General features: G+C 35.1%; 29 protein-coding genes and 2 tRNA genes. 3 read left to right on the forward strand and 28 right to left on the reverse strand.

The features are described from left to right. Positions 1–10 precede the first annotated feature (10 nt). Positions 11–1,189 carry a site-specific integrase gene (locus JNUCC83_RS05455; RefSeq protein ID WP_454461206.1) on the forward strand — a complete coding sequence of 393 codons (1,179 nt, stop codon included), beginning with the start codon at positions 11–13 and terminating at the stop codon, positions 1,187–1,189. A 98-nt stretch (positions 1,190–1,287) separates the two neighbouring features. On the opposite strand, the gene rpmG is transcribed toward JNUCC83_RS05455, so the two are convergent. From rpmG to JNUCC83_RS05495, 8 genes are all read right to left on the reverse strand, one after another. Next, positions 1,288–1,437 carry a 50S ribosomal protein L33 gene (gene rpmG / locus JNUCC83_RS05460; protein WP_071457069.1) on the reverse strand — a complete coding sequence of 50 codons (150 nt, stop codon included), beginning with the start codon at positions 1,435–1,437 and terminating at the stop codon, positions 1,288–1,290. Between the two features lie 142 nt (positions 1,438–1,579). Next, the gene (locus JNUCC83_RS05465) at positions 1,580–3,697 is read right to left on the reverse strand and encodes a penicillin-binding transpeptidase domain-containing protein (protein WP_454461207.1); all 2,118 of its coding nucleotides are present in this window, start codon (positions 3,695–3,697) and stop codon (positions 1,580–1,582) included. A gap of 190 nt (positions 3,698–3,887) precedes the next feature. Continuing rightward, complete coding sequence (locus JNUCC83_RS05470) at positions 3,888–4,382, reverse strand: dihydrofolate reductase (RefSeq protein WP_454461208.1); 495 nt, start codon at positions 4,380–4,382, stop codon at positions 3,888–3,890. A 27-nt stretch (positions 4,383–4,409) separates the two neighbouring features. Then, positions 4,410–5,357: a thymidylate synthase gene (locus tag JNUCC83_RS05475; RefSeq protein WP_454461209.1), complete on the reverse strand. Its 948-nt coding sequence runs from the start codon at positions 5,355–5,357 to the stop codon at positions 4,410–4,412. 24 nt (positions 5,358–5,381) lie between these two features. Next, positions 5,382–7,271: an ABC-F family ATP-binding cassette domain-containing protein gene (locus tag JNUCC83_RS05480; protein ID WP_454461210.1), complete on the reverse strand. Its 1,890-nt coding sequence runs from the start codon at positions 7,269–7,271 to the stop codon at positions 5,382–5,384. Between the two features lie 150 nt (positions 7,272–7,421). Next, entirely contained in the window at positions 7,422–7,976 is a 555-nt protein-coding gene (gene hpf, locus JNUCC83_RS05485) for a ribosome hibernation-promoting factor, HPF/YfiA family (RefSeq protein WP_454461211.1), read from the reverse strand. 145 nt (positions 7,977–8,121) lie between these two features. Beyond that, positions 8,122–8,811 carry a ComF family protein gene (locus JNUCC83_RS05490; protein WP_454461212.1) on the reverse strand — a complete coding sequence of 230 codons (690 nt, stop codon included), beginning with the start codon at positions 8,809–8,811 and terminating at the stop codon, positions 8,122–8,124. Between the two features lie 4 nt (positions 8,812–8,815). Continuing rightward, positions 8,816–10,108, reverse strand: a complete 1,293-nt coding sequence (locus JNUCC83_RS05495) for an ATP-dependent helicase ComFA (RefSeq protein WP_454461213.1) — start codon at positions 10,106–10,108, stop codon at positions 8,816–8,818. A 96-nt stretch (positions 10,109–10,204) separates the two neighbouring features. Between JNUCC83_RS05495 and JNUCC83_RS05500 the strand changes: the two genes are divergently transcribed. Continuing rightward, complete coding sequence (locus JNUCC83_RS05500) at positions 10,205–11,128, forward strand: alpha/beta fold hydrolase (RefSeq protein ID WP_454461214.1); 924 nt, start codon at positions 10,205–10,207, stop codon at positions 11,126–11,128. A gap of 41 nt (positions 11,129–11,169) precedes the next feature. Here JNUCC83_RS05500 and JNUCC83_RS05505 read toward each other — a convergent pair whose 3' ends face one another. After that, complete coding sequence (locus JNUCC83_RS05505) at positions 11,170–11,724, reverse strand: PsbP-related protein (protein WP_454461215.1); 555 nt, start codon at positions 11,722–11,724, stop codon at positions 11,170–11,172. A gap of 54 nt (positions 11,725–11,778) precedes the next feature. On the opposite strand from JNUCC83_RS05505, the gene JNUCC83_RS05510 reads away from it, so the two are divergent. Further along, positions 11,779–12,423 carry a YigZ family protein gene (locus JNUCC83_RS05510; RefSeq protein ID WP_454461216.1) on the forward strand — a complete coding sequence of 215 codons (645 nt, stop codon included), beginning with the start codon at positions 11,779–11,781 and terminating at the stop codon, positions 12,421–12,423. A 20-nt stretch (positions 12,424–12,443) separates the two neighbouring features. On the opposite strand, the gene JNUCC83_RS05515 is transcribed toward JNUCC83_RS05510, so the two are convergent. From JNUCC83_RS05515 to atpA, 19 genes are all read right to left on the reverse strand, one after another. Next, complete coding sequence (locus tag JNUCC83_RS05515; RefSeq protein WP_454461217.1) at positions 12,444–13,151, reverse strand: GntR family transcriptional regulator; 708 nt, start codon at positions 13,149–13,151, stop codon at positions 12,444–12,446. A gap of 127 nt (positions 13,152–13,278) precedes the next feature. Then, positions 13,279–13,470, reverse strand: a complete 192-nt coding sequence (locus JNUCC83_RS05520; protein WP_454461218.1) for a hypothetical protein — start codon at positions 13,468–13,470, stop codon at positions 13,279–13,281. 100 nt (positions 13,471–13,570) lie between these two features. Beyond that, a tRNA-Gln gene (locus tag JNUCC83_RS05525) sits at positions 13,571–13,642 on the reverse strand. An 8-nt stretch (positions 13,643–13,650) separates the two neighbouring features. Further along, positions 13,651–13,731: transfer RNA gene (locus JNUCC83_RS05530), tRNA-Tyr, on the reverse strand. Positions 13,732–13,810: 79 nt separating this feature from the next. Then, on the reverse strand, positions 13,811–14,017 hold the full coding sequence (locus JNUCC83_RS05535) for a DUF2969 domain-containing protein (RefSeq protein ID WP_454461219.1): 207 nt from the start codon (positions 14,015–14,017) through the stop codon (positions 13,811–13,813). Positions 14,018–14,101: 84 nt separating this feature from the next. Beyond that, complete coding sequence (locus tag JNUCC83_RS05540; RefSeq protein WP_454461220.1) at positions 14,102–14,752, reverse strand: CBS and ACT domain-containing protein; 651 nt, start codon at positions 14,750–14,752, stop codon at positions 14,102–14,104. Between the two features lie 3 nt (positions 14,753–14,755). Continuing rightward, positions 14,756–15,460 carry an ABC transporter ATP-binding protein gene (locus tag JNUCC83_RS05545; protein ID WP_454461221.1) on the reverse strand — a complete coding sequence of 235 codons (705 nt, stop codon included), beginning with the start codon at positions 15,458–15,460 and terminating at the stop codon, positions 14,756–14,758. Then, complete coding sequence (locus tag JNUCC83_RS05550; RefSeq protein WP_454461222.1) at positions 15,460–16,236, reverse strand: ABC transporter ATP-binding protein; 777 nt, start codon at positions 16,234–16,236, stop codon at positions 15,460–15,462. Before JNUCC83_RS05550 ends, JNUCC83_RS05545 begins: the two co-directional genes overlap by 1 nt. Continuing rightward, entirely contained in the window at positions 16,229–17,182 is a 954-nt protein-coding gene (locus JNUCC83_RS05555; protein ID WP_454461223.1) for a branched-chain amino acid ABC transporter permease, read from the reverse strand. The genes JNUCC83_RS05550 and JNUCC83_RS05555 overlap by 8 nt, the downstream gene beginning before the upstream one ends. Before the next feature lie 9 nt (positions 17,183–17,191). Next, the gene (locus JNUCC83_RS05560) at positions 17,192–18,067 is read right to left on the reverse strand and encodes a branched-chain amino acid ABC transporter permease (RefSeq protein ID WP_454461224.1); all 876 of its coding nucleotides are present in this window, start codon (positions 18,065–18,067) and stop codon (positions 17,192–17,194) included. Between the two features lie 60 nt (positions 18,068–18,127). After that, entirely contained in the window at positions 18,128–19,297 is a 1,170-nt protein-coding gene (locus JNUCC83_RS05565; RefSeq protein ID WP_454461225.1) for an ABC transporter substrate-binding protein, read from the reverse strand. Positions 19,298–19,443: 146 nt separating this feature from the next. After that, positions 19,444–19,719, reverse strand: a complete 276-nt coding sequence (gene yidD / locus JNUCC83_RS05570) for a membrane protein insertion efficiency factor YidD (RefSeq protein WP_454461226.1) — start codon at positions 19,717–19,719, stop codon at positions 19,444–19,446. Between the two features lie 58 nt (positions 19,720–19,777). Then, positions 19,778–19,957 (reverse strand): DNA-directed RNA polymerase subunit beta, encoded by a 180-nt coding sequence (locus JNUCC83_RS05575; RefSeq protein ID WP_454461227.1) that lies wholly within the window; start codon positions 19,955–19,957, stop codon positions 19,778–19,780. A gap of 33 nt (positions 19,958–19,990) precedes the next feature. Further along, complete coding sequence (gene murA / locus JNUCC83_RS05580) at positions 19,991–21,289, reverse strand: UDP-N-acetylglucosamine 1-carboxyvinyltransferase (RefSeq protein ID WP_454461228.1); 1,299 nt, start codon at positions 21,287–21,289, stop codon at positions 19,991–19,993. Positions 21,290–21,391: 102 nt separating this feature from the next. Next, positions 21,392–21,634 carry a DUF1146 family protein gene (locus tag JNUCC83_RS05585; protein WP_454461229.1) on the reverse strand — a complete coding sequence of 81 codons (243 nt, stop codon included), beginning with the start codon at positions 21,632–21,634 and terminating at the stop codon, positions 21,392–21,394. Between the two features lie 57 nt (positions 21,635–21,691). Beyond that, positions 21,692–22,111: a F0F1 ATP synthase subunit epsilon gene (locus JNUCC83_RS05590; protein WP_454461230.1), complete on the reverse strand. Its 420-nt coding sequence runs from the start codon at positions 22,109–22,111 to the stop codon at positions 21,692–21,694. A gap of 18 nt (positions 22,112–22,129) precedes the next feature. Beyond that, positions 22,130–23,533: a F0F1 ATP synthase subunit beta gene (gene atpD, locus JNUCC83_RS05595; protein ID WP_454461231.1), complete on the reverse strand. Its 1,404-nt coding sequence runs from the start codon at positions 23,531–23,533 to the stop codon at positions 22,130–22,132. A 21-nt stretch (positions 23,534–23,554) separates the two neighbouring features. Continuing rightward, on the reverse strand, positions 23,555–24,469 hold the full coding sequence (locus JNUCC83_RS05600; RefSeq protein WP_454461232.1) for a F0F1 ATP synthase subunit gamma: 915 nt from the start codon (positions 24,467–24,469) through the stop codon (positions 23,555–23,557). Positions 24,470–24,485: 16 nt separating this feature from the next. Further along, positions 24,486–26,024, reverse strand: coding sequence for a F0F1 ATP synthase subunit alpha (atpA, locus tag JNUCC83_RS05605; RefSeq protein WP_454461233.1), 1,539 nt, complete (start codon positions 26,022–26,024; stop codon positions 24,486–24,488). Positions 26,025–26,058: the final 34 nt, after the last annotated feature.

The following is a 26,058-nucleotide window of genomic DNA, read 5'->3' on the forward strand; positions in this document are numbered from 1 at the left end:
GAAGATAAACATGGCAACATTTAAACAATATGAAAAAAAAGACGGCTCAAAAGCTTGGAAATTCAACGCATATCTAGGTGTTGACTACGTGACTGGTAAGCAAATAAATACCACAAGAAGAGGATTTAAAACAAAAAAGGAAGCACAATCTGCTTTGAATACTCTTATGTATGAGTTTGAAAATAATATAACCAAAGAAGATGAAAAAACAACCACTATAAACGAGATGTACGAACTTTGGTTCGATACTTATAAAGATACGGTCAAAGAAACGACCTATCGACAAACAGACAGACGAATGAAACAATATGTATTGCCAGTCTTTGGAAGTATGATTATCGAACGTATCACACCTAAAATAGCTCAAAAAGAGATTAATAAATGGGCTGAACAATTTGGTATGTATACTGCTTTATTGACCTATCTAACGAAAGTATGTGATTATGCTGTTCTTTTAGAAGTCGTTGACTCTAATCCGTTTAGAAAAATTATTAAACCAAAACGCATAGCTAAAAAAACAGAAAAGAAACTTAAATTTTATTCATCTGATGAATTAAGACTATTTCTTGATTCCACTAAAAAAAGGCTGTCTGAAGCTCCTGATAGTCAACCAGTCCATTTATACTATTCCAAACTAGATGTCGCTATATTTCGATTATTAGCCTTTTCTGGCATAAGAATTGGTGAATGTCTATCTCTATATTGGTCTGACTTAGATTTTGATAAAAACCTATTACATATTTCAAAAAGTTTAACACAAGTAAAAGGTGGCTATAAAATTTCTACTACTAAAACATTCAGTTCCGTGAGAACAATTTCATTAGATCAAGAAACGATAGACATATTAAAAAAATGGAAAATAGAACAAGCAAAGTTTTTCTTACAATATGGTGTGAAAAACAAGCAAGAACTAATTTTCTCTGATTGGAAAGGCAAAGTAACCACTCACCCTAACATTAATGGTAGGTCAAGACGACTGGCTGAGTATGCTGGGTTACCTTGTATTGGATTACATGGCTTTAGACATACCCATGCAACCTTGTTATTTGAAAGTGGTGTAAATCCAAAAGAAATTCAACACAGATTGGGGCATTCTGATATCTCTATGACATTAGATACTTACACTCATATAACATCACAGACCGAAAAAAAAGCCATAAATACACTGATTCAGCACTTTGGCTTTTAGTCCCCATCTACGTCAAAATCTACGTCAAAAAATTTTTTTGAAAATAAAAAAAGCTGTATCCTTTGGTGCGCAAGGGATACAGCAATCATATAAAACTATTATTTTGTTTCACGGTGTAACGTTACTTTACGTTCACGTGGACAATATTTTTTAACTTCTAAACGTTCAGGATTGTTACGTTTATTTTTGTTTGAAAGGTAATTTCTTTCTTTACATTCTGTACATTCTAAAGTAATATTTACGCGCATTATTTTTCCCTCCGAAATAAATTAGATATTCAAGTATCACTTGACACTTGAATATCATATCATGTTTTATTTAAAATTTCTAGTCTTTTTCACAATTTTGTTAAGGAGTTCTCCTTTACAACTTTAAAAACATATTATCCTATTACTGTTTATTATACTCTTCATTATAGGCATTAATAACTTCTTTTAGTATTAATCTATTGGTTGCCATATCATCATCGCTAATTTGCGGAATCATTACGCTAACCGCCACTTTGGGATCATTATAAGGTGCATAACCAACAATCGTACTATTGATAACAGAAATTGTTTTATTTGTTTTAGGATCAACTGCAAATGTTTCGGCTGTCCCTGTTTTTGCTGCAATCGGTAAACTTGCTCCTTGTAATATCGTTCCAGTTCCCATTGAACCATTGACAACTTGATACATTCCCTCTTGAATAATTTCAAATTCTTTTTCTCGCCCTTCGATTTTATTCATGACTTTTGGTTGTATCAATTCTTTTTCTTTCCCTAAATCGCCATTATCTGAGTTTCCATAAATTCCTTTCACAACATGAGGAGCGTATCTTGTTCCACCATTGGCAATAGTTGATACATATTGTGCTAATTGCATTGGAGTATAAGCTTCATAATTACCAAAAGATAAATCTAGGGCACTTGCCATGATGCCAGGAATATAGTTTCCATTTTTATCTTTATAATTTTTATTTAAAACACCGACAGATTCTTGAGGGATGTCAATACCAGTTTTTGTCCCTAAACCAAATTCTTCATATGTTTTACGTAATTTATCAAAAACACTAATATCCATTGGAAGTGACATTCTAGGAACATATTCTGCTCCCATCATACCTAAAGCAATCTTCATCATATACACGTTAGATGATACTTCTAGTGCTTGCTCAGTCGTCAATGAAATTGATGAGTATTGATTAAATAAAGATGATTTTATCGATCCATCACTAAACACAAGCGGCTCATCTACCATTGACTGATTACCTTTTATAACACCATTTTCATATCCCGCCATAACGGTTGCTGCCTTTATAGATGACCCTGGAACAAATGCTTTATTAATTGTCCCTAATGAATCATCAACCAACTCACCTGTTTCAGGATCTTTGCTTAAACCAACCATCGACAACACATCGCCATTATTAGGGTCAGTCACCACTACATAAACACCTGGAGAATAAGCCGCTTTTCCAGCTTGTTCTAACGCTTCAAATTGACGTTTTGCAATTTCTTCTACTTTTCGTTGAAAGTCTAAGTTAATCGTCAACATTAAGTTATCACCCTTTTCACTTGGCTTGACTTCTGTTTTCGAAACAATTTTTTGATCTTTATCTGTTACAACTTCTGCTTCACCTTTTTTACCTTTTAATGTATCTTCATAAGATTTTTCTAAATAACTCAATCCAACACGATCGTTACGTTGATAGCCTTTTTTTAGATACTCATCAATTTCATCTTCAGGCAATCCTTGTTTTTCAGTAGATACAGTTCCTAGTATGGTTCTGATTTGATCTTTTTCAGGATAGTCTCTTTCCCAATCAGTTCCCGCTGACAAACCAGAAATAGCTGCCGCATTTTCACCAACTTTTGCAATTTCTTCGGGTGTTACGTTATCATTTTTTATGGTCACAGGTTGTAGAGCAGCCGCTCCATTAATTCGCTTGAAAATTGATGCTTCTTTCATTTGTTCATCATTAAAATTTACTTCGCTATCTTTGACTTTATCCACTGTTTTCGCATATAAATCACTGTTAGACAACTCCTGACCATTGGCATTTACTTTATCCCCCACAGTCAATCGCTTTTGAGCTTCAATTAGATTCTCAGGGTCTGCCAACCAATAGTCTTTTTTATCTCTATCTGTTAGTTTATCAGGCTCGATGTCGATTAATTTTACAATATCCTGACTAATCTTTCTAATATCATTAGCATTCATCCCTGCTGAACGAGTAAAAAGAATTGCTTGTGTGGCTTTATTATCAACTAAAATATTCCCTTTAGAGTCATAAATATACCCTCTTGGGGCGTTTTCCTCAATAATTTTCTTCTGACCACTCGAAACAATTGTTTTATATTTTTCTTGATTTTTTATTTGTAAATCGGATAATTTTACAATTAACATAGTAAACAAAATAAACACGATAAAAAACAAGATATCTAGTCGTATCGGAACATGAGATTTTGCTTTTTTTTCTGGTTTGTTTTTATTGAATAAAAATTTTCCTTTATTATTTTGACTCATTCATAAATTCTCCTCATTAATAGTGGTATAAAATACCTCCATTATTGTACTCACGATTTAAAGTATCTCATTCTTAAATCTTTTTTTCAATAAAAAAAAGCTGGTTTGTATTTTTTTTAATATTTAGATCAACATGTAAACATAGACTAACGAAAAAGACTGTGAATAAAACATTCAACAGTCTTTTTTATTATGATTGATGGCGTTGGTATGTCTCAAAGTCATGTGGGTAAGGATTATCTGCATTGACAGATCCTTCGCTAGTACTAACTATGTTCCACTCTCCCCAATCAATATAAGGAAAATAAGTATCCCCATCAAACGTCGCTTGAATGAGTGTACGATATAACACATCAGTGTGTGGTAAAAAGGCTTTGTATATTTCACCACCACCAGTAATAAAGGTAATCCCTTCAAATGTTTCAGCATACTCCAATACTTCCTCGATAGAGTGCATCACTAAAGCGCCATTTCCGTCATATTGTTGATCTGAAGTTAGTACTATCGTTTGTCTATTAGGTAAAAGATTTTTGCCCATTCCTTCGAACGTTTTTCTTCCCATTACGATAGTATTATTTTCTGTCATTTGTTTAAAAAATTGCAAGTCATCTGGCAAATACCAAGGTAATTTGTCATCTTTTCCTATTAATCCATTTTCATCTTGAGCCCATATAGCTGCTATCATATTTCTGTATTTCCTCCCAAATTTTCCCTACACCGCAATAGGTGCCTTTATACTTGGATGAGGCTGATATCCCTCAATCTTTATATCATCCATGTCAAAATCAAATACTGATTGTTTCTCTTTATTTAACCATAAAGTTGGTAACTGACGAATGTCTCTTGACAACTGTTCTTCCATCTGTTCAATGTGATTATTGTATAGGTGAGCATCCCCCAGTGTATGGACAAAGTCCCCCACTTCTAAATTGGTTTCATGCGCAATCAGATGTGTTAATAACGCATAACTCGCAATATTAAATGGCACACCAAGAAAGACATCTGCGCTTCGTTGATAGAGTTGGCAACTTAATTTTCCATCTGCTACATAAAACTGAAATAGCGTGTGACAAGGCGGCAATGCCATTGATGGCACATCTTCTGGGTTCCATGCAGATACAATCAAACGTCTAGAATCTGGCGATTGTTTAATCATATCAATCACGTCTTTTAATTGGTCAATCGTTTTACCTGTTGACGTTTTCCAACGTCGCCACTGAGAACCATAAATATTACCTAAATCTCCATGTTTTTTGGCAAATTCATCATCTGTCAATATTTTCTCAATAAACATATTCATCTCTTGTTGATAAGCCTTATTAAATGCCTCATCAACTAAGCTTCTACGTCCAAAATCAGTCATATCTACACCAGTATAGTCTTCACTGTTAACGTATCTCTCAAATGCCCACTCATCCCAAATATGATTATTATTTTGCAGTAAGTATTTAATATTTGTGTCACCTTTTAAAAACCATAACAACTCACTTTTTATCAATGAAAAAGGAAGTCGTTTTGTTGTTAGTAAAGGAAATCCTTGGCTTAAGTCAAATCGCATTTGGTAGCCAAAAAGACTTCTGGTTCCCGTGCCTGTACGGTCTGTTTTTTCATAGCCCTTACTTAATAATTCACGGCCTAGTTTTAAATATGATTCTTCCATAATAACCCCTCAAAAAATAATTTTTTAATCGGCAAATTCACTTAGGTATTCCCAACGCTCTAATTTTTCTTCAAGAGTCTGTTGTGTATCTGTTAAAGTTGCTTGTAATTCTTGTAATTTCACAGCATCACTGTTATTTTCTAGCATTTGTTGATTTAGTGTTTCAACAGCAGTTTCAAGTTGTGCAATATCTTCTTCTATCGTTTCCCACTCAATTTTCTCTTGATAAGTTAATTTCTTTTTGTCGTTTGTTTTAGAGACTTCTTTAATCTCTTTTTTAGGTGTTGAAACACTCGTTTTTTCATGCGTTTCTTTTTCAGCTAATTGTTCCACATAGTCACTCATCGACCCGTAAAACGTCGTCATCTCACCGCGACCTTTAAATACAAGTAACTTATCCATGGTTTTATCTAAGAAATATCTATCATGACTGACCGCAATCACCGCACCTTGAAACTCTGATAAATAATCTTCTAAAATAGTTAATGTTTCCACGTCTAAATCATTCGTCGGTTCATCTAATAATAACACATTCGGTTGTTGAATTAAAATGCTTAATAGATATAGACGACGTTTTTCACCACCAGAAAGTTTACTGATTAGCGTCCCATGAACATGTCTTGGAAACAAAAATCGTTCGAGCATTTCTGTCACACTAATAACTGAACCATCTTGTTGCTTAACTTCTTCCGCAATTTCTTGAAGAAACGAAATAATCCGTTTATTCTCATCTAGCTGGTCGTTCCCTTGAGTATAATACCCAAGACTTACTGTCTCACCTAACTCTATCACACCACTGTCTAATGGTATTTTTCCAGCTATAATATTTAGTAACGTTGATTTACCTGAACCATTTGCTCCAGTAATACCTAGTCGTTCATTTGCTTGAATAAGTAATTCAAAGTCTTTTAATATGACTTGATTACCGATGTTAAAGTTCGCATGCTCAACTTCTATTACTTTTTTACCAAGTCGTTTGGTTGCAGCAGAAAATTCTAAACCACCTTTATCTGTTGATTCACTAACTTTACCTTTCAAATCATGGAATCTGTTAATTCTAGCTTGTTGCTTTGTTCCACGTGCTTTTACACCTGCGCGCATCCACGCTAACTCTTGTTTAAATAACTGTTTATTTTTATGTAAGCTTTTCTTTTCGTTTTCTTCTCTTTCAGCACGTTGTAATAAATACGATTGATAGTTCCCAGTGTATTCGTATAGTTTCCCATCTGCTAACTCAAAAATACGATTAGTGACCTTATCTAGAAAATAGCGATCATGTGTAATCACAATCAACGCTCCTTGATAATGCGTTAAATAATCTTCTAACCACTGGATTGTTTCATAATCCAAGTGGTTGGTTGGCTCATCCAACAACAATAGGTCTGGTGATTGAATCAACACTTGAGCCAACCCTAATCTTTTTTGTTGCCCACCTGATAGCTCCGATACTTTTTTATCTAAAAATAGAATACCTAATTTATTTAAAATCGTCTTAGCGCTTGTTTCAGCTAACCATGCATCTTCTTTATTCATCGCTTCTTCTGCTTTTTCATAGGCTTTTTGCACCAATGGGTTTTCACCATACTGTGCTAAGTCTACCAGTGCTTTTTCGTAAGAGCGAATTGCTTTCATCACGGGTGTGTCGTCATCAAACACCGCGTCTAATACAGAAATATCGTCTGAAAATTGTGTGTCTTGTGATAAGTAACCAATTTTATAATCATTTGGATAGTCTAAACTTCCTTTTTCAGCGTGATCTTTACCAGATAAAATTTTAATTAACGTTGACTTACCAGTCCCATTAATCCCAATCAATCCAATACGATCTTTTTCTTTAATTAAAAAAGAAACATCATCCAATAATTGTTTTGTTCCATAATTTTTATCTAAATTATCTGCTCGTAACAGCTTCATTTGATCACCCATCTCTTTGTTAATCCTAATCAGTTTATCAGATTTAAGGTACCTAGACAAGATAACAAGTACTTATCTCTTATTTTATAACGTAAAAAAACTCTTCTAAAAAGCAAATGCTTTCTAGAAGAGTTTGGTATTCACTAGTAATTAATTGGTTTCAATTAAACCATATTTCCCATCTTTACGTTTGTAAACAATGCTTGTTCCATTTGTTTCAGCATCCTCAAAGATAAAGAAATTATGACCTAACATGTTCATTTGTAATACAGCTTCTTCACTGTCCATTGGTTTTAATGATAAACGTTTTGTACGAACGATTTCTAAATCTGGCTCATCCGCTTTTTCTGTTGATTCGCTTGAAGAAAAGACCATTTCTTTTGTTACATCTAAAGCTGTTTCTCTTGATTTACGGTTAATTTTTGTTTTGTATTTTCTAATTTGACGTTCTAATTTGTCGACAACTAAGTCAATACTTCCGTATAAATCTGGAGATGTTTCTTCAGCTCTAAGAACCAAGTATGGTAATGGAATAGTTACTTCCACTTTAGCATTTTTATCAGAATATACTTTTAAATTAACATGTGCTGTTGATTCGGGCACATTTGTAAAATATTTTTCTAATTTGCCAATTTTTTTCTCTACATATTCTCTTATGGCTTGAGTAACTTCAATGTTCTCGCCTCTTACATTGTATCTAAACATAACTATTACCCCTTTCATCTATCACTAAAACTAAAAAGATAAGATGGCTTAAGATATGAAATAACTCACTCTTATCTTTCTATCTTTATTATAGCGAATTTATCATAAAATGACAAACACTTTGACGGAAAACGCTTTATTATTTTCATCTTGCTAAGGTAAACGTTATCACTTCCTTAGCTTGGCGTTCTAAAAGAGTCTTTTTAGCATGTTGCATCGTGCTTCCCGTCGTATAGACATCATCAACTAACAAAATAACCTTTTCTTTAATGAGGGATTGATTTTCAGGTATGACAACAAATTGATGCGTAGTTTTCAGACGTTCTCTTCTCGTTTTACTCGACTGTTTTTTATTATGATTGCTCTTTTTTAGAAAAGGATGAAACGTGACATGTGCTTGACTAAGAAGTGTCTCTATTTGGTTAAACCCTCTATCTGATAAACGTTTTCGTGAAAGTGGCATAGGGACAACCATATCATAGGACAACCGACTGATTGATTCTTTTATAGGGTTAGAAAAAACGGTGGCTAAAGATTGATTTCCTTGAAATTTATAACTAGACATATAATCTTTCATCGCTTCATTATAAAGATATAGTGCGTGATGCCTAGATAAACTCATGCCTTTTTTCTGCCAATATAAACAATCATCGCAAATCTCATTCGAACTTTCTTTCAAACAATAATAACAGTGCTTTTTAGCTAAATAATGCAATCGCTCAAAATTCATAAAACATGTCGCGCAACACACTGTCTCTTCTATTTCTCTACCAAGTAACAGTTCTCTTAACGATAAATGATATATTTCACTCTTACCGCATAATAAACAAGGCATATCTCTACCTCCGATTCATTTGCTTTATTTCCTTAATGGCTTGTGCGATGGCTCGTGTTTTCCCTTCATGCAGAAATAACACATCCCCATCAGGATAATTACTATGGCGACCCACACGCCCAGCAATTTGAATTAGTGTCGATCGGTTAAATACTTGATGGTCAGCACAGACCACACAAACAGAAATATTCTTAAAAGTAACCCCTCTTTCTAAAATAGTTGTACTTAAAAGCACATCAATCTCTCCCTCTCGCATTTTTTGCACTGCTTCCTCTCTTGTCTTTGAGGCAGCATATACCGCTTCAATCCTTTTATCAGGCCAACGTTTTTTTATCACCTGATGGATAAAGATCATCTGACTAATATCTGGAAAAAATAAAATCAAGGCTTGTTGTTGATTATCTATAAGATGGATAAGTTTCTTTGGCAATATTCCTATTTTTAATCGAGTAGATAACTTATGACAATATTTATCTTCTGGAACAGGTAAATCTCTCCCATGAAAACGACGTGATACAATGCTTTTATCTGTATTCAATTGATTATCTAATAAGTTATTACTTGTTGCTGTCAAAAATACAGACATGCCTTTCTCATGCATTGCCTGTTTTGCACCAAATTGTAACTCCTTTGACTTAACATAAGGAAATGCATCCGCTTCGTCTATCACCAACACATCAAAATAATGATAAAAACGCATGAGTTGATGAGTCGTACAAATAACTAAGGAGGCCCCATCAAACTGGTGGTCAGATGAACCATACAATAGGTTGATAGAAACAGACGGAAATGCTTTGGTCAATCTTGGAAATAGTTCCAAACAAACATCGATACGCGGTGTTGCAATGCCAATATTTTTCCCATCTGACAATCCCTTTTCAATCAAAGGAAATAACATTTCTGTTTTACCAGCGCCAGTGACAGCATGGATAAAATGATGTTTGCCATTCAAATAAGACTCAATCAAGTCGTCAGCTACTTGTTGCTGTCTAACAGTCAATTTCCCCTCCCACGCACAATGAATAGCAGGTTGTTCCTGTCTTTTTAATCTAGGTATACGATACAACTTACTTTTACTTGTCACACGTCCCATATTGATGCAATAAAGACAATAATACCCATCAGTCATCTGACACGCTTGTTTTAATGCGCGATGGCCACAGCGATTGCACTGGATGTATTTTCCAAAAGAAGTCATACCCTTTACTGTTATAACAGTGTGACTAATTTTTCGTTTCCAAAATTTTTTTGGGATGTCTCTTTTTAATAACTGTCTTCCTTGTAATTTGTGGTACACTTTCATCCCTCCCAAAAATAATATACGCTTTATACTAGTGACTGACTTTCAAATAGACTATAATAAAGACAAGTATAATTACGAAAGGACATCATTATGAAAAAAACATTTGTCATTGAATCTTTAGATGGAACAACTGATTTAAATGGGATTATTTGGCATCCTACATCAAAAAAACCAAAAGCAATTCTACAAATCGTTCACGGTATGGCAGAGTATATTGAACGATATGACGCTCTAGCAACTTTTCTTACATCACAAAACATTTTAGTTATTGGTCACGATCACTTAGGACATGGTGATTCAGTCGACATAGAAGACCCGTTGCATGGATTTTTTTGTGAAGGTGATAGTGCCTCAATTGTCGTTGAAGACACGTTTCAAATCACACAATATGCTAAAAGTCGATACCCAGAAACGCCTTTATTTATATTAGGCCATAGCATGGGATCTTTTGTTGTGAGAAATTATTTAAAAAAATATTCGCATTCAGTAAATGGTGCCATATTAATGGGCTCTAGTAATCGAAGAAATGATATCAAGATGGCTGTCAAACTAGCCAAAGCATTAAATACTGTTTCTCCTAGAACCAAAAATCCTGCACTTGATAAATTAATATTTGGCTCTTTTAACCAACCATTTAAACCGGCTAACTCACCATTTAGTTGGTTGTCTAAAAATCAAACGAATGTCGAAAATTACGAAAAAGATGATAGATGCGGGTTTATCTTTACAAATAACGGTTACTACACGTTATTAACTCTTATCGATGAAGCAACGAAAAAACATTGGTTTTCAACCATCCAACGAGAATTGCCTATTCTAATCATAAGCGGCGAAAAAGACCCTGTTGGAAATTATGGTAAGGGACCAAGAAAGTTAGCGTTAGAGTTAAGTGACAACTACTTTAAAGATGTCACTCTTCGCTTATATAACGATTTAAGGCACGAAATATTAAATGAAAAAGAAGCCCTAGACGTCACACACGATATCTATGATTGGCTGTCTCATAGAATATAAAAAGAAGCATGAAGCGTTTCTCTCGCCTCATGCTTTCTTTATTATTCTTTTTCTTTAAACGTTGATAATATATCATCTAACCCTTGAATCGTTTTCTCATCAGGTGACTCATTACTTGTCCATGCACCTAAATTAATAAAATAATCAGGTGTATCGATGAGATATATTCGGTACGTTAGTGTGCGATTTTTTGCATCTTTCATTTCTACACCAAGATAATAAGCATCCCACCCATTTAAATTCTTCTTCTCAGGTTCTAAAACCACCTTAGCTTTGGAGTCATTTAACTTGTTTAAGTACTCTTTTTTATAATCTTCTAACGTTTTATTCCCTTTTTCTTCAAAACCAGCTGACATAAATGACTTAGAATCTTTATTTCCAACTAAAAAAGCAATCGATTTATCACTATTAGGAAATTTACGCCAACCATCAAGCATGTTAAACTGGTATTGGTGGTGATCGTATTCTAATGTATAGACAAGTTTGTCATCTTTTGTATCAGTTGACTCACTTGTTGTGTCATTTTTTGTAGACGTGCAGGCACTCAAGACGAAAAATAAAGCCAACACTAATATTCCTATTCGTTTTTTTTGCATAAATAGTCTCCTTTAGTGACATTCTAATTTAAATATTTTTTTTGGGGGTTAAACATGCTATCAAACTACTATACCATAAAACAAGACGGTGATTATGAAATCGTCATAAAAAAGTCGTCGTTTATTTGCCATTTAAGGCGAATCGAAACGGAAGATGAAGCAAAAGAATACATTCAACAAATAAAAAAAGAACACTGGAAAGCCAATCATAATTGTGTGGCTTATGTTCTAGGCGACAATCAGGAAATCCAACGTTCTAGTGACGATGGCGAGCCGAGTGGAACAGCTGGCGTGCCAATGCTAGAAATGTTAAAAGTCAAAGAATTAAGAAATGTTTTAGCCGTTGTTACTAGATACTTTGGTGGCACTAAACTTGGCGCTGGCGGCCTTATAAGAGCGTATAGTTCGTCTGTTTCAGAAGCCATTGAACACATTGGACTAGTCGAAGGAAAACTTCAACAAGAACTATTGATTACTGTTGATTATTCGGCTCATGGAAAACTAGAACATTTTTTAACGAATCACCCAGAGTATACCTTAAACAACACAGACTTCAGTGACACTGTTACGTTATCTATCATGGTTGATGAGAAAGATGTGTCACGTTTTGAGGAAGAATTAACTAATTTATTAAACGCTCAATTCACATCGAAAAAAGGTGTTCTCGATTATTGTGAAATTCCGATAAATAAATCCTAGAGTCATCGCTCTAGGATTTATTATTTTTCTAGATAAAATTCAAATCGTTCACCAGCATATTGACTTCTTACATATTCAAATGGCGTTCCGTTGTCAAAATACGACACTTGACGTAAACGTAAGACGGCATCACCTTTTTTTAATTCCAGATAATGCGCAATTTTTTCTGATGCGTTTAGAGCCGAAATTGTTTGAGATGATTTTCCAATCACTCGATGTCCATGACTAGCTAGTGCATTATACAATGAACGTGTGATCTCTTCTTTGCTAAAATCTTCAATTAAATGATGTGGAATACTTGCCACCTCAAAACAAATTGGAATATCATCAGAGTAACGAATACGCTCCATTTTTAATATTTTCTGATCCTTTGTTAAACGTAATTTTTCCATTTCACTTGAACTTGGTGCCGTAACAAAGTAGGATAACGTTTTACTTGACGGTTGACTACCTTGAGAACGCACAATATCAGAAAAACTCGTGGTTCCAGTCATCGTTTCTTTGACTTTTTGCCTTGCAATATAAGTACCTGATCCAATCTTTCTTTCTAATATTCCTTCGTCAGCTAGCGTTTGGATAGCTTGCCTTAGTGTCATTCGACTGACACCAAATATCTCAGATAATTCCCTCTCAGAAGGCAATCTGTCCCCTATTTTCCAGATACCATCTTCAATCTCTTGTTTAATCTTATCATGTATCTGAATGTAAACGGGCAACTTTGGAGTCATTCATTCACGTCCTTTTATTTTCATTATCTTTATTATAGCGATTTTTATAAACAATGACAATACTCTAATAATAACAGAGTAAACAAATAAAAAAGGAGCAGTACTAGCTACCCCTTATGACATATTATTAATATCGATTTTTAGCATGCCATTTGCGTTGGCTATGTTTTAATTTCTCAGATTTACTTGGTTCAACATAATCTTTTGTTGGAAATACCATTTGAGCTTTGTCTTTGATATTATCCATTACTTCATTGCTTTTTAGAATATCACGATACTCTAGGATTTGGGATACTAATTTTTCTGATAAGTCGCTCATGTGATTAACTCTCCTTTGTATTAAGTTAAATTTTATACACGTATCATACCATAAAAGAATATAAAAAAAAATCTAACACCGACTTCAGTGCTAGATAATACTGGGCTAGCTGGATTCGAACCAACGAGTGACGGAGTCAAAGTCCGTTGCCTTACCGCTTGGCTATAGCCCAATAACAAATGGAGGGGGGCAGATTCGAACTGCCGAACCCGAAGGAGCGGATTTACAGTCCGCCGCGTTTAGCCACTTCGCTACCCCTCCGTAAGAATCAAGTTTATCAACCCGACTTCCATATAATAACGAATTTCAAAAAAAAAATCAAGTGCTTTTTTAACTTTTTTTAATTATTTAAATTCCAATGTTTCAAAACCTCTTCGTAAGCATCATCTTGTGTTTTATAAACACCTAAAATTCCATCTGTAGTTTCTACTTGAAATTTTTTATCAGAAATTTGAGTCACCGTACCAATTACTTTTTTGCCAATCAATAATTCATCATGATCTGATAATTCTTTAATTTCAACTTCAACAGGTTTATTTTTTTTCATAGTCATTTTCCCGTCCCTTCATACATCGAACTTATATAGAATAACACAAATCTTTCATTTTGTTAAGAGAAAAAAGAGAAGCTCCTAGCCTCTCTTTGTTTCCAAGCAACTGACAACAGTGTAGTGATTTTTTTCTAGAGTATCCTTAAGTTTTAATGCATTTTTTTCGACAATTTGAATCACAATAATCACTTCTTTAGATTGTCGGTACACAACAATCTGAACAATGTTAAACTGACCTTTAGCTAACACACTTGTTAAATCGGCTAAAACTCCAGGGTGATCATCTTTGATTGAGATAGCAACACGTGTGCCATCCTCACCATATCCCGTAATAGCTAAAAACGCATCAAACGCATCAGTACTTGTTATAATGCCTTTAATTTCTTTTTGATCATCTACTACTGGTAACACACCAATATTGAATTCACGCATAATTTTAATAGCCTCTTCAATGAATTCATCAGCCTTAATGGTATGAACATCCTTTATCATAACATCTGATACTGTCATCTTGTTTAATAAATAATTCACCTCATACACACTCAAACTCGTCGCTTTTGATGGCATAGCTTCTTGGATCGTTCCCTCAGTCACCAAACCGACTAATTTATTATCTTTTACAACAGGTAAACGATGAATTTCTTTTTGCCTCATTAAATCCATTGCTTCAAAAACACGAGTATCAGGTGCAATTGTAATGACATCTGTTGACATGTAGTCTTTTACTAACATACTCTATCCTCCTAAATATGCTTTTTGAACTTCTTCACTTTCTAATAGCTCTTTACCACTACCTTTTAAAACCACTTGACCAGTTTCTAATACGTACCCTCGATCAGAAAGTTTTAGAGCCATATTCGCATTTTGCTCAATCAATAAAATGGTCGTTCCCTGTTTATTTATTCGTTCAATAATATTAAAAATTTCGCGAATAAAAATCGGAGCTAGTCCCATTGACGGCTCATCAAGTAATAATAAATCAGGTTTGGTCATCAATGCTCGCCCCATCGCTAACATCTGTTGCTCGCCACCTGAAAGTGTCGCAGCATCTTGTTTGAGACGTTCTTTTAACACAGGAAATGTGTCAAAAATGTATGCCAAAATTTCTTTTTTTTCATCACTATTATTGTGTATAAAGCCACCAAGTTCCAAGTTTTCCATTACAGTCATCCCAGCAAAAATATGACGACCTTCAGGTACCTGTACTAAGCCACTTTTTACAATTGATGGAGCAGATTTTTTGGTTAAATCTTCATTATTAAAAATCATCGTACCATTTGATGGTTTAACAAGACCTGATAAACTCTTTAAAATCGTTGTTTTTCCGGCACCGTTTGCTCCAATCAAACTAACAATTTCTCCTTTTTTTACTTCAAAAGAGACATCTTTTACTGCTTGTATCATTCCATAATGTACAGATAAATTATCCACTTTCAGCATTACTCTTCACCACCTAAATACGCTTGAATCACGCGCTTATCTTGCTTAATATCATCTGGTGTCCCTGAAGCAATCAGCGCACCATACTCTAATACATACAATCTCTCACATACTTCCATAACTAAAGACATATCATGTTCAATCAAGACAATCGTCAACCCAAATTCTTTTTGAATTCGTTTAATCAACTGTGTCAATTCTTCTGTTTCTTGTGGATTCATCCCGGCTGCAGGCTCATCTAAAAACAAAATATTTGGTTTTGTTGCTAATGCTCGTACAATTTCCAACCGACGTTGCTCGCCGTAAGGTAAATTTTTTGCCAGATGGTCTTTTTTTTCCTCTAAATCAAATAATCCTAATAATTTTGTCGCTTCTTCAACCATTTTATCTTCTTTTTTATAAAATGATGGTAAACGTAACATGCCAGACAATACACTTTCTTTAGCATTAGCCGTCATCGCAATAAGGACATTATCTAAAACACTCAAATCTTTAAATAAACGAATATTTTGAAAGGTTCGACTAATGCCAAGTTGCGCAATTTTAAAAGGAGCAATACCGTTTAATTTAGTCGTTTTTCCGTCATTTGTTAATTCAATACTTCCAGATGTTGGTTCATAAACGCCAGTAATCAGATTAAATAATGTGGTCTTTCCAGCACCGTTTGGTCCAATTAAACCAATCAATTCGTTATCTCCAAAATGTAAATTTAAGTCTTGAATGGCCGCTAATCCACCAAAATTCTTTGTTAAATGACTAATGTTTAATTCAGACATGTTGTTTACCTCCTTTAGTCAAAAGTTTTTTCACTGAAAATTCTTTTGTCCCTAATAATCCTGAAGGTTTGAAAATCATAATAATGACTAAAGCAAAAGCATATATAATCATACGAATAGCCCCAAAATCTTGTAAGTACATATTCAATGCACCTAATAATACAGCTGCTACGACTGTTCCTGTCATACTACCAACACCACCAAATACCACGATAATTAAAATATCAATGGATTTCATAAAATCAAAATTTCCTGGAACGATTGTTTGCACATAGCTTGAGTACAAGCCCCCAGCAACAGCTGCGGTCATCGCACCAATCACAAATGCCACGACTTTGTATTTCGTTACATTAACGCCCATTGACTCGGCTGCAATTAAGTTTTCACGTACAGACAATGTTGCTCGGCCTGCTGCGCTATGAATATAATTGGTAATCAAAATCAACGTCACACAAACAAACAAATACACCATAGACCAAGTCACAAATGGTGGGATCCCAAATAATCCTGCAGGACCATTAGTAATATCATCCATATTCATGATTAATGAACGAATAATTTCTGATACTCCAAGTGTTGCAATCGCTAAATAGTCACCTGATAATCGTAGTGTTGGAATTCCTACAAGTAAAGCTACAATTCCAGAAAGGATACAACCAAGCACTAATCCAGTTAAAAAACCAATAATAGAAGGCATTTTTATTGTCATAATCGCTGTTGTATAGGCTCCGATTGCCATAAATCCTGCATGGCCTAATGAAAATTGTCCTGAAATCCCGATAACTAGATTCAAACCAGCCGCTAAAATAACGTTAATTCCTATCATAACCAGTGCGTTTTCTACAACTGGAGACATCATTCCGGTTGAATACGTCGTTGCTAAAATAGCAAATACAACAACCATTATAAAAAGCCATACTCCATTTATTTTCAAACGTTCTTTCATTGTTATCACCTACACTTTTTCCTTAATATTTTTACCTAAAAGACCTGAAGGCTTAACAAGTAATACAATAATCAATATAAAATAAACAACTGCATCACGATATGCGGTAAAACCTAATGCACTAACAACCGTTTCAATAATTCCTATTGCAAAACCACCCAACGCTGCACCAGGAATGATACCAATCCCTCCAAAAACAGCTGCAATAAAGGCCTTCAGACCAGGAGCTACCCCCATCATTGGATCAATACTGTTATAATAAAGACCAATCAGCACACCACCAGCAGCAGCCAATGATGACCCAAGTGCAAATGTAAATGAGATGGTGTAGTTTACGTTAATACCCATTAATTGAGCGGCTTCTGGATCGACACTAGCCGCACGCATTGCTCGTCCCATTTTAGTTTGTTGCACAATAAATTGTAATAATAGCATTAAAAATAACGATGTTAAAATAATCATAATTTGTATTTTACTAATTTGGAATAATCCTAAATCGTACGTAGTATTTTTCATTAATTGTGGGTACGGTCTTGTGTCTGCTCCCACAAAATAAATCATTAATGACTGCAATAAAAATGACACACCTATCGCTGTAATCAGCGCTGCAATACGTGTCGAGTTTCTCAGTGGACGATAAGCTAAAAATTCGATTAACATCCCTAAGATGGCACAAATAATCATAGAAGTAACTAACGTTAAAACTAAACCAAAACCAAAATTATTCGCCACATAATAACCAATAAAAGCACCAATCATATAAATTTCACCATGAGCAAAATTAATTAACTTTATAATGCCGTACACCATTGTGTACCCTAAGGCTAACAATGCGTAAATACTTCCTAATGAGAGTCCGTTGACTAATTGTTGTAGGACATTCATTTGTTCCCCTCCTTTTGAAAAACCAAGGAACGCATATCGTTCCTTGGCTATCATTATGTCTTATGGATTAACAACATCCGCTGATTTTTCTTCGCCTTTTTCAAGACCGATAACAACAGCTGGTTTTTTCGGATTATGATCTTCATCCATTGTCATAGTACCTGTCACACCTTCAAAATCTTTCAATGTTGCAAGTCCTTTTGTTAAAGCTGCACTTGTATTTTCTTTTTCAGCTTCTAGTGCTGATTTAATCATGTAGACAGAATCATAAGATAAAGCATTGAATGAACTTGGTACTTTACCATATTCTTTTTTAAAGGCATCAATAAATGTTTTTACTTTATCAGATGCTGGTGCTTTTTCAGAGAAATGGGCAGTATAGTAAATGTTATTCATGTTTTCTGCCCCAGCAATATCAATTAATTTTGAATCAGAGAACCCATCCGCTCCGATAATTGGTTGTTCAATTCCCATTTCACGTGCTTGCTTGATAATCAATCCTGCTTCTTCGTAGTATCCTGGTAAGTAAATAACATCAAAATCTTTGTCTTTAATTTTTGTTAAAATGGCTTTAAAGTCTTTGTCTTTTGCATTGAATTTTTCATCTGCTACAATGTTGCCTTTAAACGTATCTTTAAATGATTTAGATAATCCTTTTGCATAGTCACTTGATACATCACCAATAATAACAGCATTTTTAGCTTTTAAATTATCACTAGCATAGTTTGCCAAAATAACCCCTTGAAATGAATCTTGGAAACATGTTCTAAACACATATTCTTGTACTTTATCATTAGCTACTGTAATTGAGTCATCTGTTGCTGAAGGTGTAATAATTGGCACCTTAGCTTTTGTGGCATTTGGACTTGCTGCTTTTGTCGCACCAGATGTCGCTGGACCAACCATTCCAATTACATTATCACTGGTTGTTAAACTGGTCGCAATTGTTGACGCTTCGGCTGTATCACTTTTATTATCTTTCACGACTAACTCAACTTTTTTACCGTTAATTCCACCAGCATCATTGATTTCTTTTACAGCTAGCTCGGCTCCTTCTTTTTCTTGGTTACCATATCCTGCTGCTGCGCCAGATAATTCCATGTTTAAGCCAATTTTAACCGTATCAGCATCTTTTTGAGATTTATCATTTTGAGCTGTTCCCCCACCAGGTGTTCCACAAGCTGATAGTAGAATAGTTGCTCCCATAAGCATTCCTAAAAATTTTTTCATTTTACTTTCCCCACTTCTTTATTAGATTTAAATAAGTTATTTATTAATATAAATTAATATTAGTCATAAGTCAACAGAATTTTCAGACAATTCAAAAATAAAAAAATAGACCGTTAATTTTAAACGATCTAAACTACTCATTCACTCTATTTATTTTTTCTATTATACGGTCCTCGATAAGTTTCATCTGGATTTTTTCTTACACTGAATTTCTCTGGTACGTAGTCAATTCCTCCCTTAACAAATGGGTGACACCGTAATATACGAGCCGTCCCCATCACAAAACCTTTAACAACCCCATGATAATTCACTGCATCAATCATATATTGAGAACAAGTGGGATGGTATCGACAGCTTTTGGGAAATAGTGGCGAAATAAATTTTTGATAAAATCTCACCGGTAATATAATTATTTTCTTCATAAATGTTTCCTACCAATTTAAAAAATAACCACCAACACATACTGTTGATGGTTATTAGTTATTTGACAAAATCTACTATATGTTGCCACGTTGCTGAATTAAAAGCATCACTCGGTTGCCCTTTTCCAACATATACATAGCCTATATATATCCCTAAGAAAAATAATCCGACTAACAAAGCAATAACAAAAATAACTAGTAAGACTTGCGTTAATACTCTTTTAGTTATTGAATTCAATTAATTTTCCTCCTTACTAATGGGAAATAGACTCTATCCTACGCTTTCTAAAGATGATTCTTTTGCCATGTTTTCATCAACTCGCTCAATCGTTGCACCAAGTTTTGCTAATTTTTCATGGAATTTATAGTATCCACGGTCTAAATGTTCAAGACGGGTAACGCGTGTTTCATCACTTGCCACAAGTCCAGCAATAATCAAGGCTGCAGCGGCACGTAAATCTGTTGCACTTACTTGTGCCCCTTGTAGTGCTGGTACACCACTTATGTATGCCACGCTATTAGAAGTGCGATATTGAGCACCCATGCGTTGCAATTCATCAAGATGTTGGAAACGATTTTCAAAGACCGTTTCTGTTAACACGCTATCTCCCGAGGCTAATACCATTAACACGCTCATTTGAGCTTGCATGTCTGTTGGAAAGCCAGGATGAGGCAATGTTTTAATATCTGTTGGTTTTAAGTAGTCTGGGCCAATGACACGAATACCATTTTCCTCGTTAATCACATCAACACCCATTTCAACTAATTTAGAAATTAGTGGGCTGTTATGCTCAGCAATTGCATCTTCAATAAAAATATTTCCTTTAGTTGCTGCTGCTGCTACCATAAATGTTCCAGCTTCAATACGATCTTGAACCACACTATGTTCAATTCCATATAAATCTGTCACGCCTTCAATACGAATCGTTTCAGTCCCTGCTCCAACAATTTTAGCACCCATTTTATTTAGGTAAATTGCTAAATCAACAATTTCAGGTTCTCTTGCAACGTTTTCAATAATAGTTGTTCCTTTAGCCTTAACAGCCGCCATCATAATATTTTGAGTCGCTCCAACACTTGGAAAATCAAGATAAATTCTTGCCCCAACTAGTTCATCTGCTACTGCCTCAATATAACCATTTTGCTGAGTAATTTTAGCACCTAAAGCTTGGAAACCTTTTAAATGTAAATCAATCGGTCTTGTCCCAATAGCACACCCTCCAGGCATTGCTACTTTCGCGCGACCAGTTCTTGCTAGTAATGGACCCATTACAACGATAGAGGCTCTCATTTGACTCACATATTCAAATGGAGCTTCTGTTTCTAATTCTTTTGTTGCATCAATTTTAATTGTATTCTCTTCTTGAATAAACTCAACATCAGTATTTAAATACTTAATCACATTATTCATTGTAAAAACGTCTGATAAAATAGGTGCATTTGTAATAGTTGTTTGACCTTTATTTGCAAGTAATGCTCCGGCTAATATGGGTAAAACTGCATTTTTTGCTCCTTCAATTCTAACGTTTCCTTCTAGGCGGTTTCCACCACGTACTGCAATATATTCCATTAATTTTCCCTCCATAAACATAAGGAACTTAGTACAAATCCCAGTTATTATACCATGATTTTATGGAAAAGGAAATTCATTCATATTTTCCTAATAATTTTCTTAGACAATCATCCCTTCAAAGAAATTTCTCACTAGAAAAATAACTTCTAAAAAGAAATTACTTACTTGAAAACCAATGGCTACTGATAAAAAGACATACGCCAATCTAATTTGTCGATCATATTGGATGCCCTTTTTGAATAAAGCATCCAGTCTTAGTGAATTTAATGTCCAAAATGTTAAATAAATAAAAATAAAATGACTAAAAATTCTAACCAATGCATCAATTCCAAAAACATTCATTTTATCACCTCCATATCCTATTATAAAAGAGAAGAAGGTAAAGAAACAAATGTTTCCCTACCTTCTTTTATTCGCTACATTAAGCCTATTTAACGCTCTGTATAACGCTACCTCAGCTCTAGCCATGTCTATTGATTGATTTTGCTCATTTTTTGCTGCCTCTATTTTTTGTTCTGCACGTTTTTTAGCTTGTTCTGCTCTTGAGATATCAATATTTTCTTCCGTTTCTGCACTGTTAGCAATGATTGATACGACGTTATCACGTACTTCAATCACGCCACCATTAACAGCAATCCAGTCATTAATATTTCCTTCTCTATCAATACGTACTGCATCGATTTTTAGAGGAGCAATCAGCGGACAGTGCTTAGGTAAAATCCCAAGCGAACCTGCCTCAGTGTTTGCTACTAAAAAATTTGCTTCATGATCATAAATCAAACCATCTGGCGTTACAATATTAACCGTAAAGGTACTCATAATCACTTTCCCTCCTTGTTAGTAGCCCATTTTTTCTGCTTTTTCGACAGCTTCTTCAATGCGGCCTACACTTCTGAAGGCTTCTTCAGGTAAGTGGTCATATTCGCCATCTAAGATTGCTCTAAATCCTTTAATTGTTTCGTTTAATGGCACATAGCTACCTGGTTGACCAGTAAACTGCTCAGCCACATGGAAGTTTTGTGATAAGAAGAATTGTACACGTCTAGCTCGACCAACAACAACTTTTTCTTCATCACTCAACTCGTCCATACCAAGAATCGCAATAATATCTTGTAATTCTTTGTAACGTTGTAATAAACGCTGAACTTCTGTTGCGACTTTATAATGTTCTTCACCAACAATATCAGGTTCTAAGGCACTTGATGAGGATGCTAATGGATCCACCGCTGGATAAATCCCTTGTTCTGTCAAACGACGTTCCAAGTTGGTTGTTGCATCCAAATGCGCGAAGGCTGTTGCTGGAGCAGGGTCAGTATAGTCATCGGCAGGAACGTAAATCGCTTGAATCGATGTAATCGAACCATCTTTTGTTGACGTAATACGTTCTTGTAGTTGACCCATTTCAGTAGCTAATGTTGGTTGGTAACCAACGGCTGAAGGCATACGACCTAGAAGAGCTGACACTTCAGAACCCGCTTGAGTAAAACGGAAAATGTTATCAATAAATAGTAACACATCTTGTTTTTCTTCATCACGGAAGTATTCTGCCATCGTTAACCCTGTTAAGGCAACACGCATTCTGGCACCAGGTGGCTCGTTCATTTGTCCGAACACCATCGCTGTTTTCTTAATAACGCCAGATTCTTTCATTTCAAAGTATAAGTCATTACCTTCACGTGTACGTTCACCAACACCGGCAAACACTGAAAGCCCACCTAATTCTTGGGCAATATTGTTAATCAACTCTTGAATTAATACGGTTTTACCTACTCCGGCACCACCAAACAATCCAATTTTACCACCTTTTAAGTAAGGCGCTAATAAGTCGATAACTTTAATTCCTGTTTCTAAAATTTCAGAGTTAGTACTTAATTCATCAAAAGCAGGTGCTTTTGCATGAATGCTATCTCTTTCTACATCTTCACCAATTGGTTCACCTAAGTCAATGGTTTCACCTAAAACGTTAAAGACTCTACCTAATGTTTCAGGACCAACTGGAACACTGATAGGACCTCCTGTATGAAGAACTTCCATTCCTCTTTGTAGTCCGTCTGTAGATTCCATTGCAATTGTTCGAACAATTCCATCACCAATTTCAAGAGTTGTTTCTAACACAACTTTTTCTTTGCTACCAGCTTTATAAACGATTAAAGCATCATTTATATCAGGTAAAGCTTGGTCTAATGGAAAAGCCACGTCAACAACGGGACCAATGACTTGGGCTATTTTTCCTACTTTCATCTCAACAATTCCTCCCCGTCATTATTCTAAAGCAGCTGCTCCACCGACAATTTCTGTGATTTCTTCCGTAATAGCTGCTTGACGTGCTCTGTTATAAGAAATGGTCAAATCATCAATGATATTTGTCGCATTTTCTGTGGCACTCTTCATGGCAGTCATACGTGCAGCATGCTCCGCAGTTTTAGAGTCTAAAACTGCTCCATATATTAAACTTTCAGCGTAAAGGGGCAGTAACGTATTTAAAATAGCGTCTGCTGAAGGCTCAAGAGTATACTCTTGTTCGTACGTTTCAGCTTCTTTAGCATCTAAGTCAACGATTGGTAAGATTTTTTCTGCTCTAAATGATGATGATAGTGTATTAACATGATGGTTATAACAAACATATAACTCATCAAACATTTCACTATTATACATTTGTAAAGCAGAATTTACGATACGTCTTACTTCACTATAACTTGGGTAGTCGCTTAATCCTCGCAACTCATAAGCCACTGGAAAATCACGATGCTTGAAGAAATCTGAACCAGTTCCTCCAATAGCCATTAACACCACATTCATGCCATCTTCTTTATCTTTTTTGATGATTTCTAACATGTTTTTTAAAATCGAACTGTTATAACCACCAGCAAGACCTTTATCAGAAGTCACAACAATATATCCAATTGTTTTGACTGGTCTAGCTATTAGCATTTGTTGATACATTTCCATATCTTGCTCAAAACCAGAAAAGTCAGAATTATCAATTGCTGCTAACTGAGTCGATGCTAAATGTGTTGTCATACTTCTTACTTTAGAAGCATACTCTTGAAAGCGTCTTGATGATTGTTCAGATTTCGTCAATTTAGAAGCTGCTACCATTTGCATAGCACTGGTAATTTGACTGGTCTTTTTTGTTGAAGCTATTCTCTTCTTAATATCAATAAGTGAGCCGCCCATGTTCAATCACCACTTTCTAAGATTGTTTTACTTCATCTGCAACAGAGAATTCACTTGAACTGAAAATTCCTTTAAATTCATCAATTGCTTTATCCATATCTTCAGGATTTGGTAATCCTTTTGTTGTACGAATTGTGTCAAAGATTGCTGGATAGTTATTATCCACATATTCAAATAGTTCACGTTCGAAACGTAAAATATCAACAACTGGAATAGTATCCAAGAATCCGTGTGTTAGGGCATAAAGAATTAAGACTTGCTTTTCAACAGCCAATGGTTCATGCACATTTTGTTTTAACACTTCTACAGTTCGTTTACCACGGTTTAATTTTGATTGAGTTGCCTCATCCAAATCAGAACCAAATTGAGTAAAGGCTTCTAACTCACGGTAACTTGCCAAATCAAGACGAAGTGTCCCAGCAACTTTTTTCATTGCTTTAATTTGAGCAGAACCCCCAACACGTGACACTGATAACCCAGCATCAATCGCAGGACGAACACCTGAATAGAACAAATCACTTTCTAAGAAAATTTGTCCATCAGTAATAGAAATAACGTTTGTTGGAATATAAGCAGAGATATCTCCAGCTTGTGTTTCAACAAATGGTAGGGCAGTCATAGAACCGCCACCTAATTCGTCACTTAATTTCGCTGCTCTTTCAAGTAAGCGAGAATGCAAGTAGAATACATCCCCAGGGAATGCTTCACGACCTGGTGGACGACGTAATAGTAATGAGATTTCACGATAAGCTGCTGCTTGTTTTGATAAATCATCATATACGACTAAGACGTGTTTTCCATTGTACATAAATTCTTCACCCATACTTGCTCCAGCATAAGGTGCTAAATAAAGTAATGGGGCTGGTTGTGATGCACTAGCAGATACAACTATTGTGTAGTCCATCGCACCATATTTTTTCAAGATTTCAACTTGGTTACGTACAGTTGATTCTTTTTGACCAATTGCAACATAAATACAAATCATATCTTGATCTTTTTGATTTAAAATTGTGTCAATTGCAATCGTTGTTTTACCCGTTTTACGGTCACCAATGATTAACTCACGTTGTCCGCGTCCAATTGGGACTAATGCATCGATTGCTTTCCACCCTGTTTGTAGTGGTTCTGATACTGATTTACGAGCCATAACACCAGGGGCTGCTGCTTCAATTGGGCGTGTTTTGTTAGTAGCGATTTCTCCCATACCATCAATAGGTTGACCTAAAGGATTCACCACGCGTCCAATCAATGCTTCACCAACAGGTACTTCCATAATACGTCGTGTACGTTTTACTTTGTCGCCTTCACGTATTTGTTCAAAATCTCCTAAAATGATAATACCAACACTATCATTTTCTAAGTTTTGAGCCATACCATAAACACCATTATCAAACTCTAATAATTCTCCCGACATGGCATTTTCTAATCCGTAAGCACGAGCAATACCGTCACCAACATAGGAAACTGTTCCAACTTCATCTACTGTTAACGATTCTTCGTATTTAGCAAGTTGTTGTTTAATATGCGAACTAATTTCTTCCGCTTTTATACTCATGTATCTCACCTCTCACCTTGTCGTTAAACCTAAA

It is taken from the genome of Vagococcus sp. JNUCC 83 (assembly GCF_053667615.1).

Bases quoted from the DNA above. Each gene is read 5' to 3' on its own strand.
- JNUCC83_RS05480 (WP_454461210.1), bottom strand. From the start codon at position 7,271: ATGAAGCTGTTACGAGCAGATAATTTAGATAAAAATTATGGAACAAAA.
- JNUCC83_RS05535 (WP_454461219.1), bottom strand. From the start codon at position 14,017: ATGAAAAAAAATAAACCTGTTGAAGTTGAAATTAAAGAATTATCAGAT.
- JNUCC83_RS05540 (WP_454461220.1), bottom strand. From the start codon at position 14,752: ATGTTAGTAAAAGACTACATGTCAACAGATGTCATTACAATTGCACCT.
- yidD (WP_454461226.1), bottom strand. From the start codon at position 19,719: ATGAAGAAAATAATTATATTACCGGTGAGATTTTATCAAAAATTTATT.
- JNUCC83_RS05455 (WP_454461206.1), top strand. From the start codon at position 11: ATGGCAACATTTAAACAATATGAAAAAAAAGACGGCTCAAAAGCTTGG.
- JNUCC83_RS05510 (WP_454461216.1), top strand. From the start codon at position 11,779: ATGCTATCAAACTACTATACCATAAAACAAGACGGTGATTATGAAATC.
- JNUCC83_RS05490 (WP_454461212.1), bottom strand. From the start codon at position 8,811: ATGCCTTGTTTATTATGCGGTAAGAGTGAAATATATCATTTATCGTTA.
- JNUCC83_RS05555 (WP_454461223.1), bottom strand. From the start codon at position 17,182: ATGAAAGAACGTTTGAAAATAAATGGAGTATGGCTTTTTATAATGGTT.
- JNUCC83_RS05550 (WP_454461222.1), bottom strand. From the start codon at position 16,236: ATGTCTGAATTAAACATTAGTCATTTAACAAAGAATTTTGGTGGATTA.
- JNUCC83_RS05505 (WP_454461215.1), bottom strand. From the start codon at position 11,724: ATGCAAAAAAAACGAATAGGAATATTAGTGTTGGCTTTATTTTTCGTC.
- murA (WP_454461228.1), bottom strand. From the start codon at position 21,289: ATGGAATATATTGCAGTACGTGGTGGAAACCGCCTAGAAGGAAACGTT.
- JNUCC83_RS05520 (WP_454461218.1), bottom strand. From the start codon at position 13,470: ATGAGCGACTTATCAGAAAAATTAGTATCCCAAATCCTAGAGTATCGT.
- JNUCC83_RS05475 (WP_454461209.1), bottom strand. From the start codon at position 5,357: ATGGAAGAATCATATTTAAAACTAGGCCGTGAATTATTAAGTAAGGGC.
- rpmG (WP_071457069.1), bottom strand. From the start codon at position 1,437: ATGCGCGTAAATATTACTTTAGAATGTACAGAATGTAAAGAAAGAAAT.
- JNUCC83_RS05565 (WP_454461225.1), bottom strand. From the start codon at position 19,297: ATGAAAAAATTTTTAGGAATGCTTATGGGAGCAACTATTCTACTATCA.
- JNUCC83_RS05545 (WP_454461221.1), bottom strand. From the start codon at position 15,460: ATGCTGAAAGTGGATAATTTATCTGTACATTATGGAATGATACAAGCA.
- JNUCC83_RS05470 (WP_454461208.1), bottom strand. From the start codon at position 4,382: ATGATAGCAGCTATATGGGCTCAAGATGAAAATGGATTAATAGGAAAA.
- JNUCC83_RS05585 (WP_454461229.1), bottom strand. From the start codon at position 21,634: ATGAATGTTTTTGGAATTGATGCATTGGTTAGAATTTTTAGTCATTTT.
- JNUCC83_RS05560 (WP_454461224.1), bottom strand. From the start codon at position 18,067: ATGAATGTCCTACAACAATTAGTCAACGGACTCTCATTAGGAAGTATT.
- atpA (WP_454461233.1), bottom strand. From the start codon at position 26,024: ATGAGTATAAAAGCGGAAGAAATTAGTTCGCATATTAAACAACAACTT.
- JNUCC83_RS05600 (WP_454461232.1), bottom strand. From the start codon at position 24,469: ATGGGCGGCTCACTTATTGATATTAAGAAGAGAATAGCTTCAACAAAA.
- JNUCC83_RS05590 (WP_454461230.1), bottom strand. From the start codon at position 22,111: ATGAGTACCTTTACGGTTAATATTGTAACGCCAGATGGTTTGATTTAT.
- atpD (WP_454461231.1), bottom strand. From the start codon at position 23,533: ATGAAAGTAGGAAAAATAGCCCAAGTCATTGGTCCCGTTGTTGACGTG.
- JNUCC83_RS05515 (WP_454461217.1), bottom strand. From the start codon at position 13,151: ATGACTCCAAAGTTGCCCGTTTACATTCAGATACATGATAAGATTAAA.
- hpf (WP_454461211.1), bottom strand. From the start codon at position 7,976: ATGTTTAGATACAATGTAAGAGGCGAGAACATTGAAGTTACTCAAGCC.
- JNUCC83_RS05500 (WP_454461214.1), top strand. From the start codon at position 10,205: ATGAAAAAAACATTTGTCATTGAATCTTTAGATGGAACAACTGATTTA.
- JNUCC83_RS05465 (WP_454461207.1), bottom strand. From the start codon at position 3,697: ATGAGTCAAAATAATAAAGGAAAATTTTTATTCAATAAAAACAAACCA.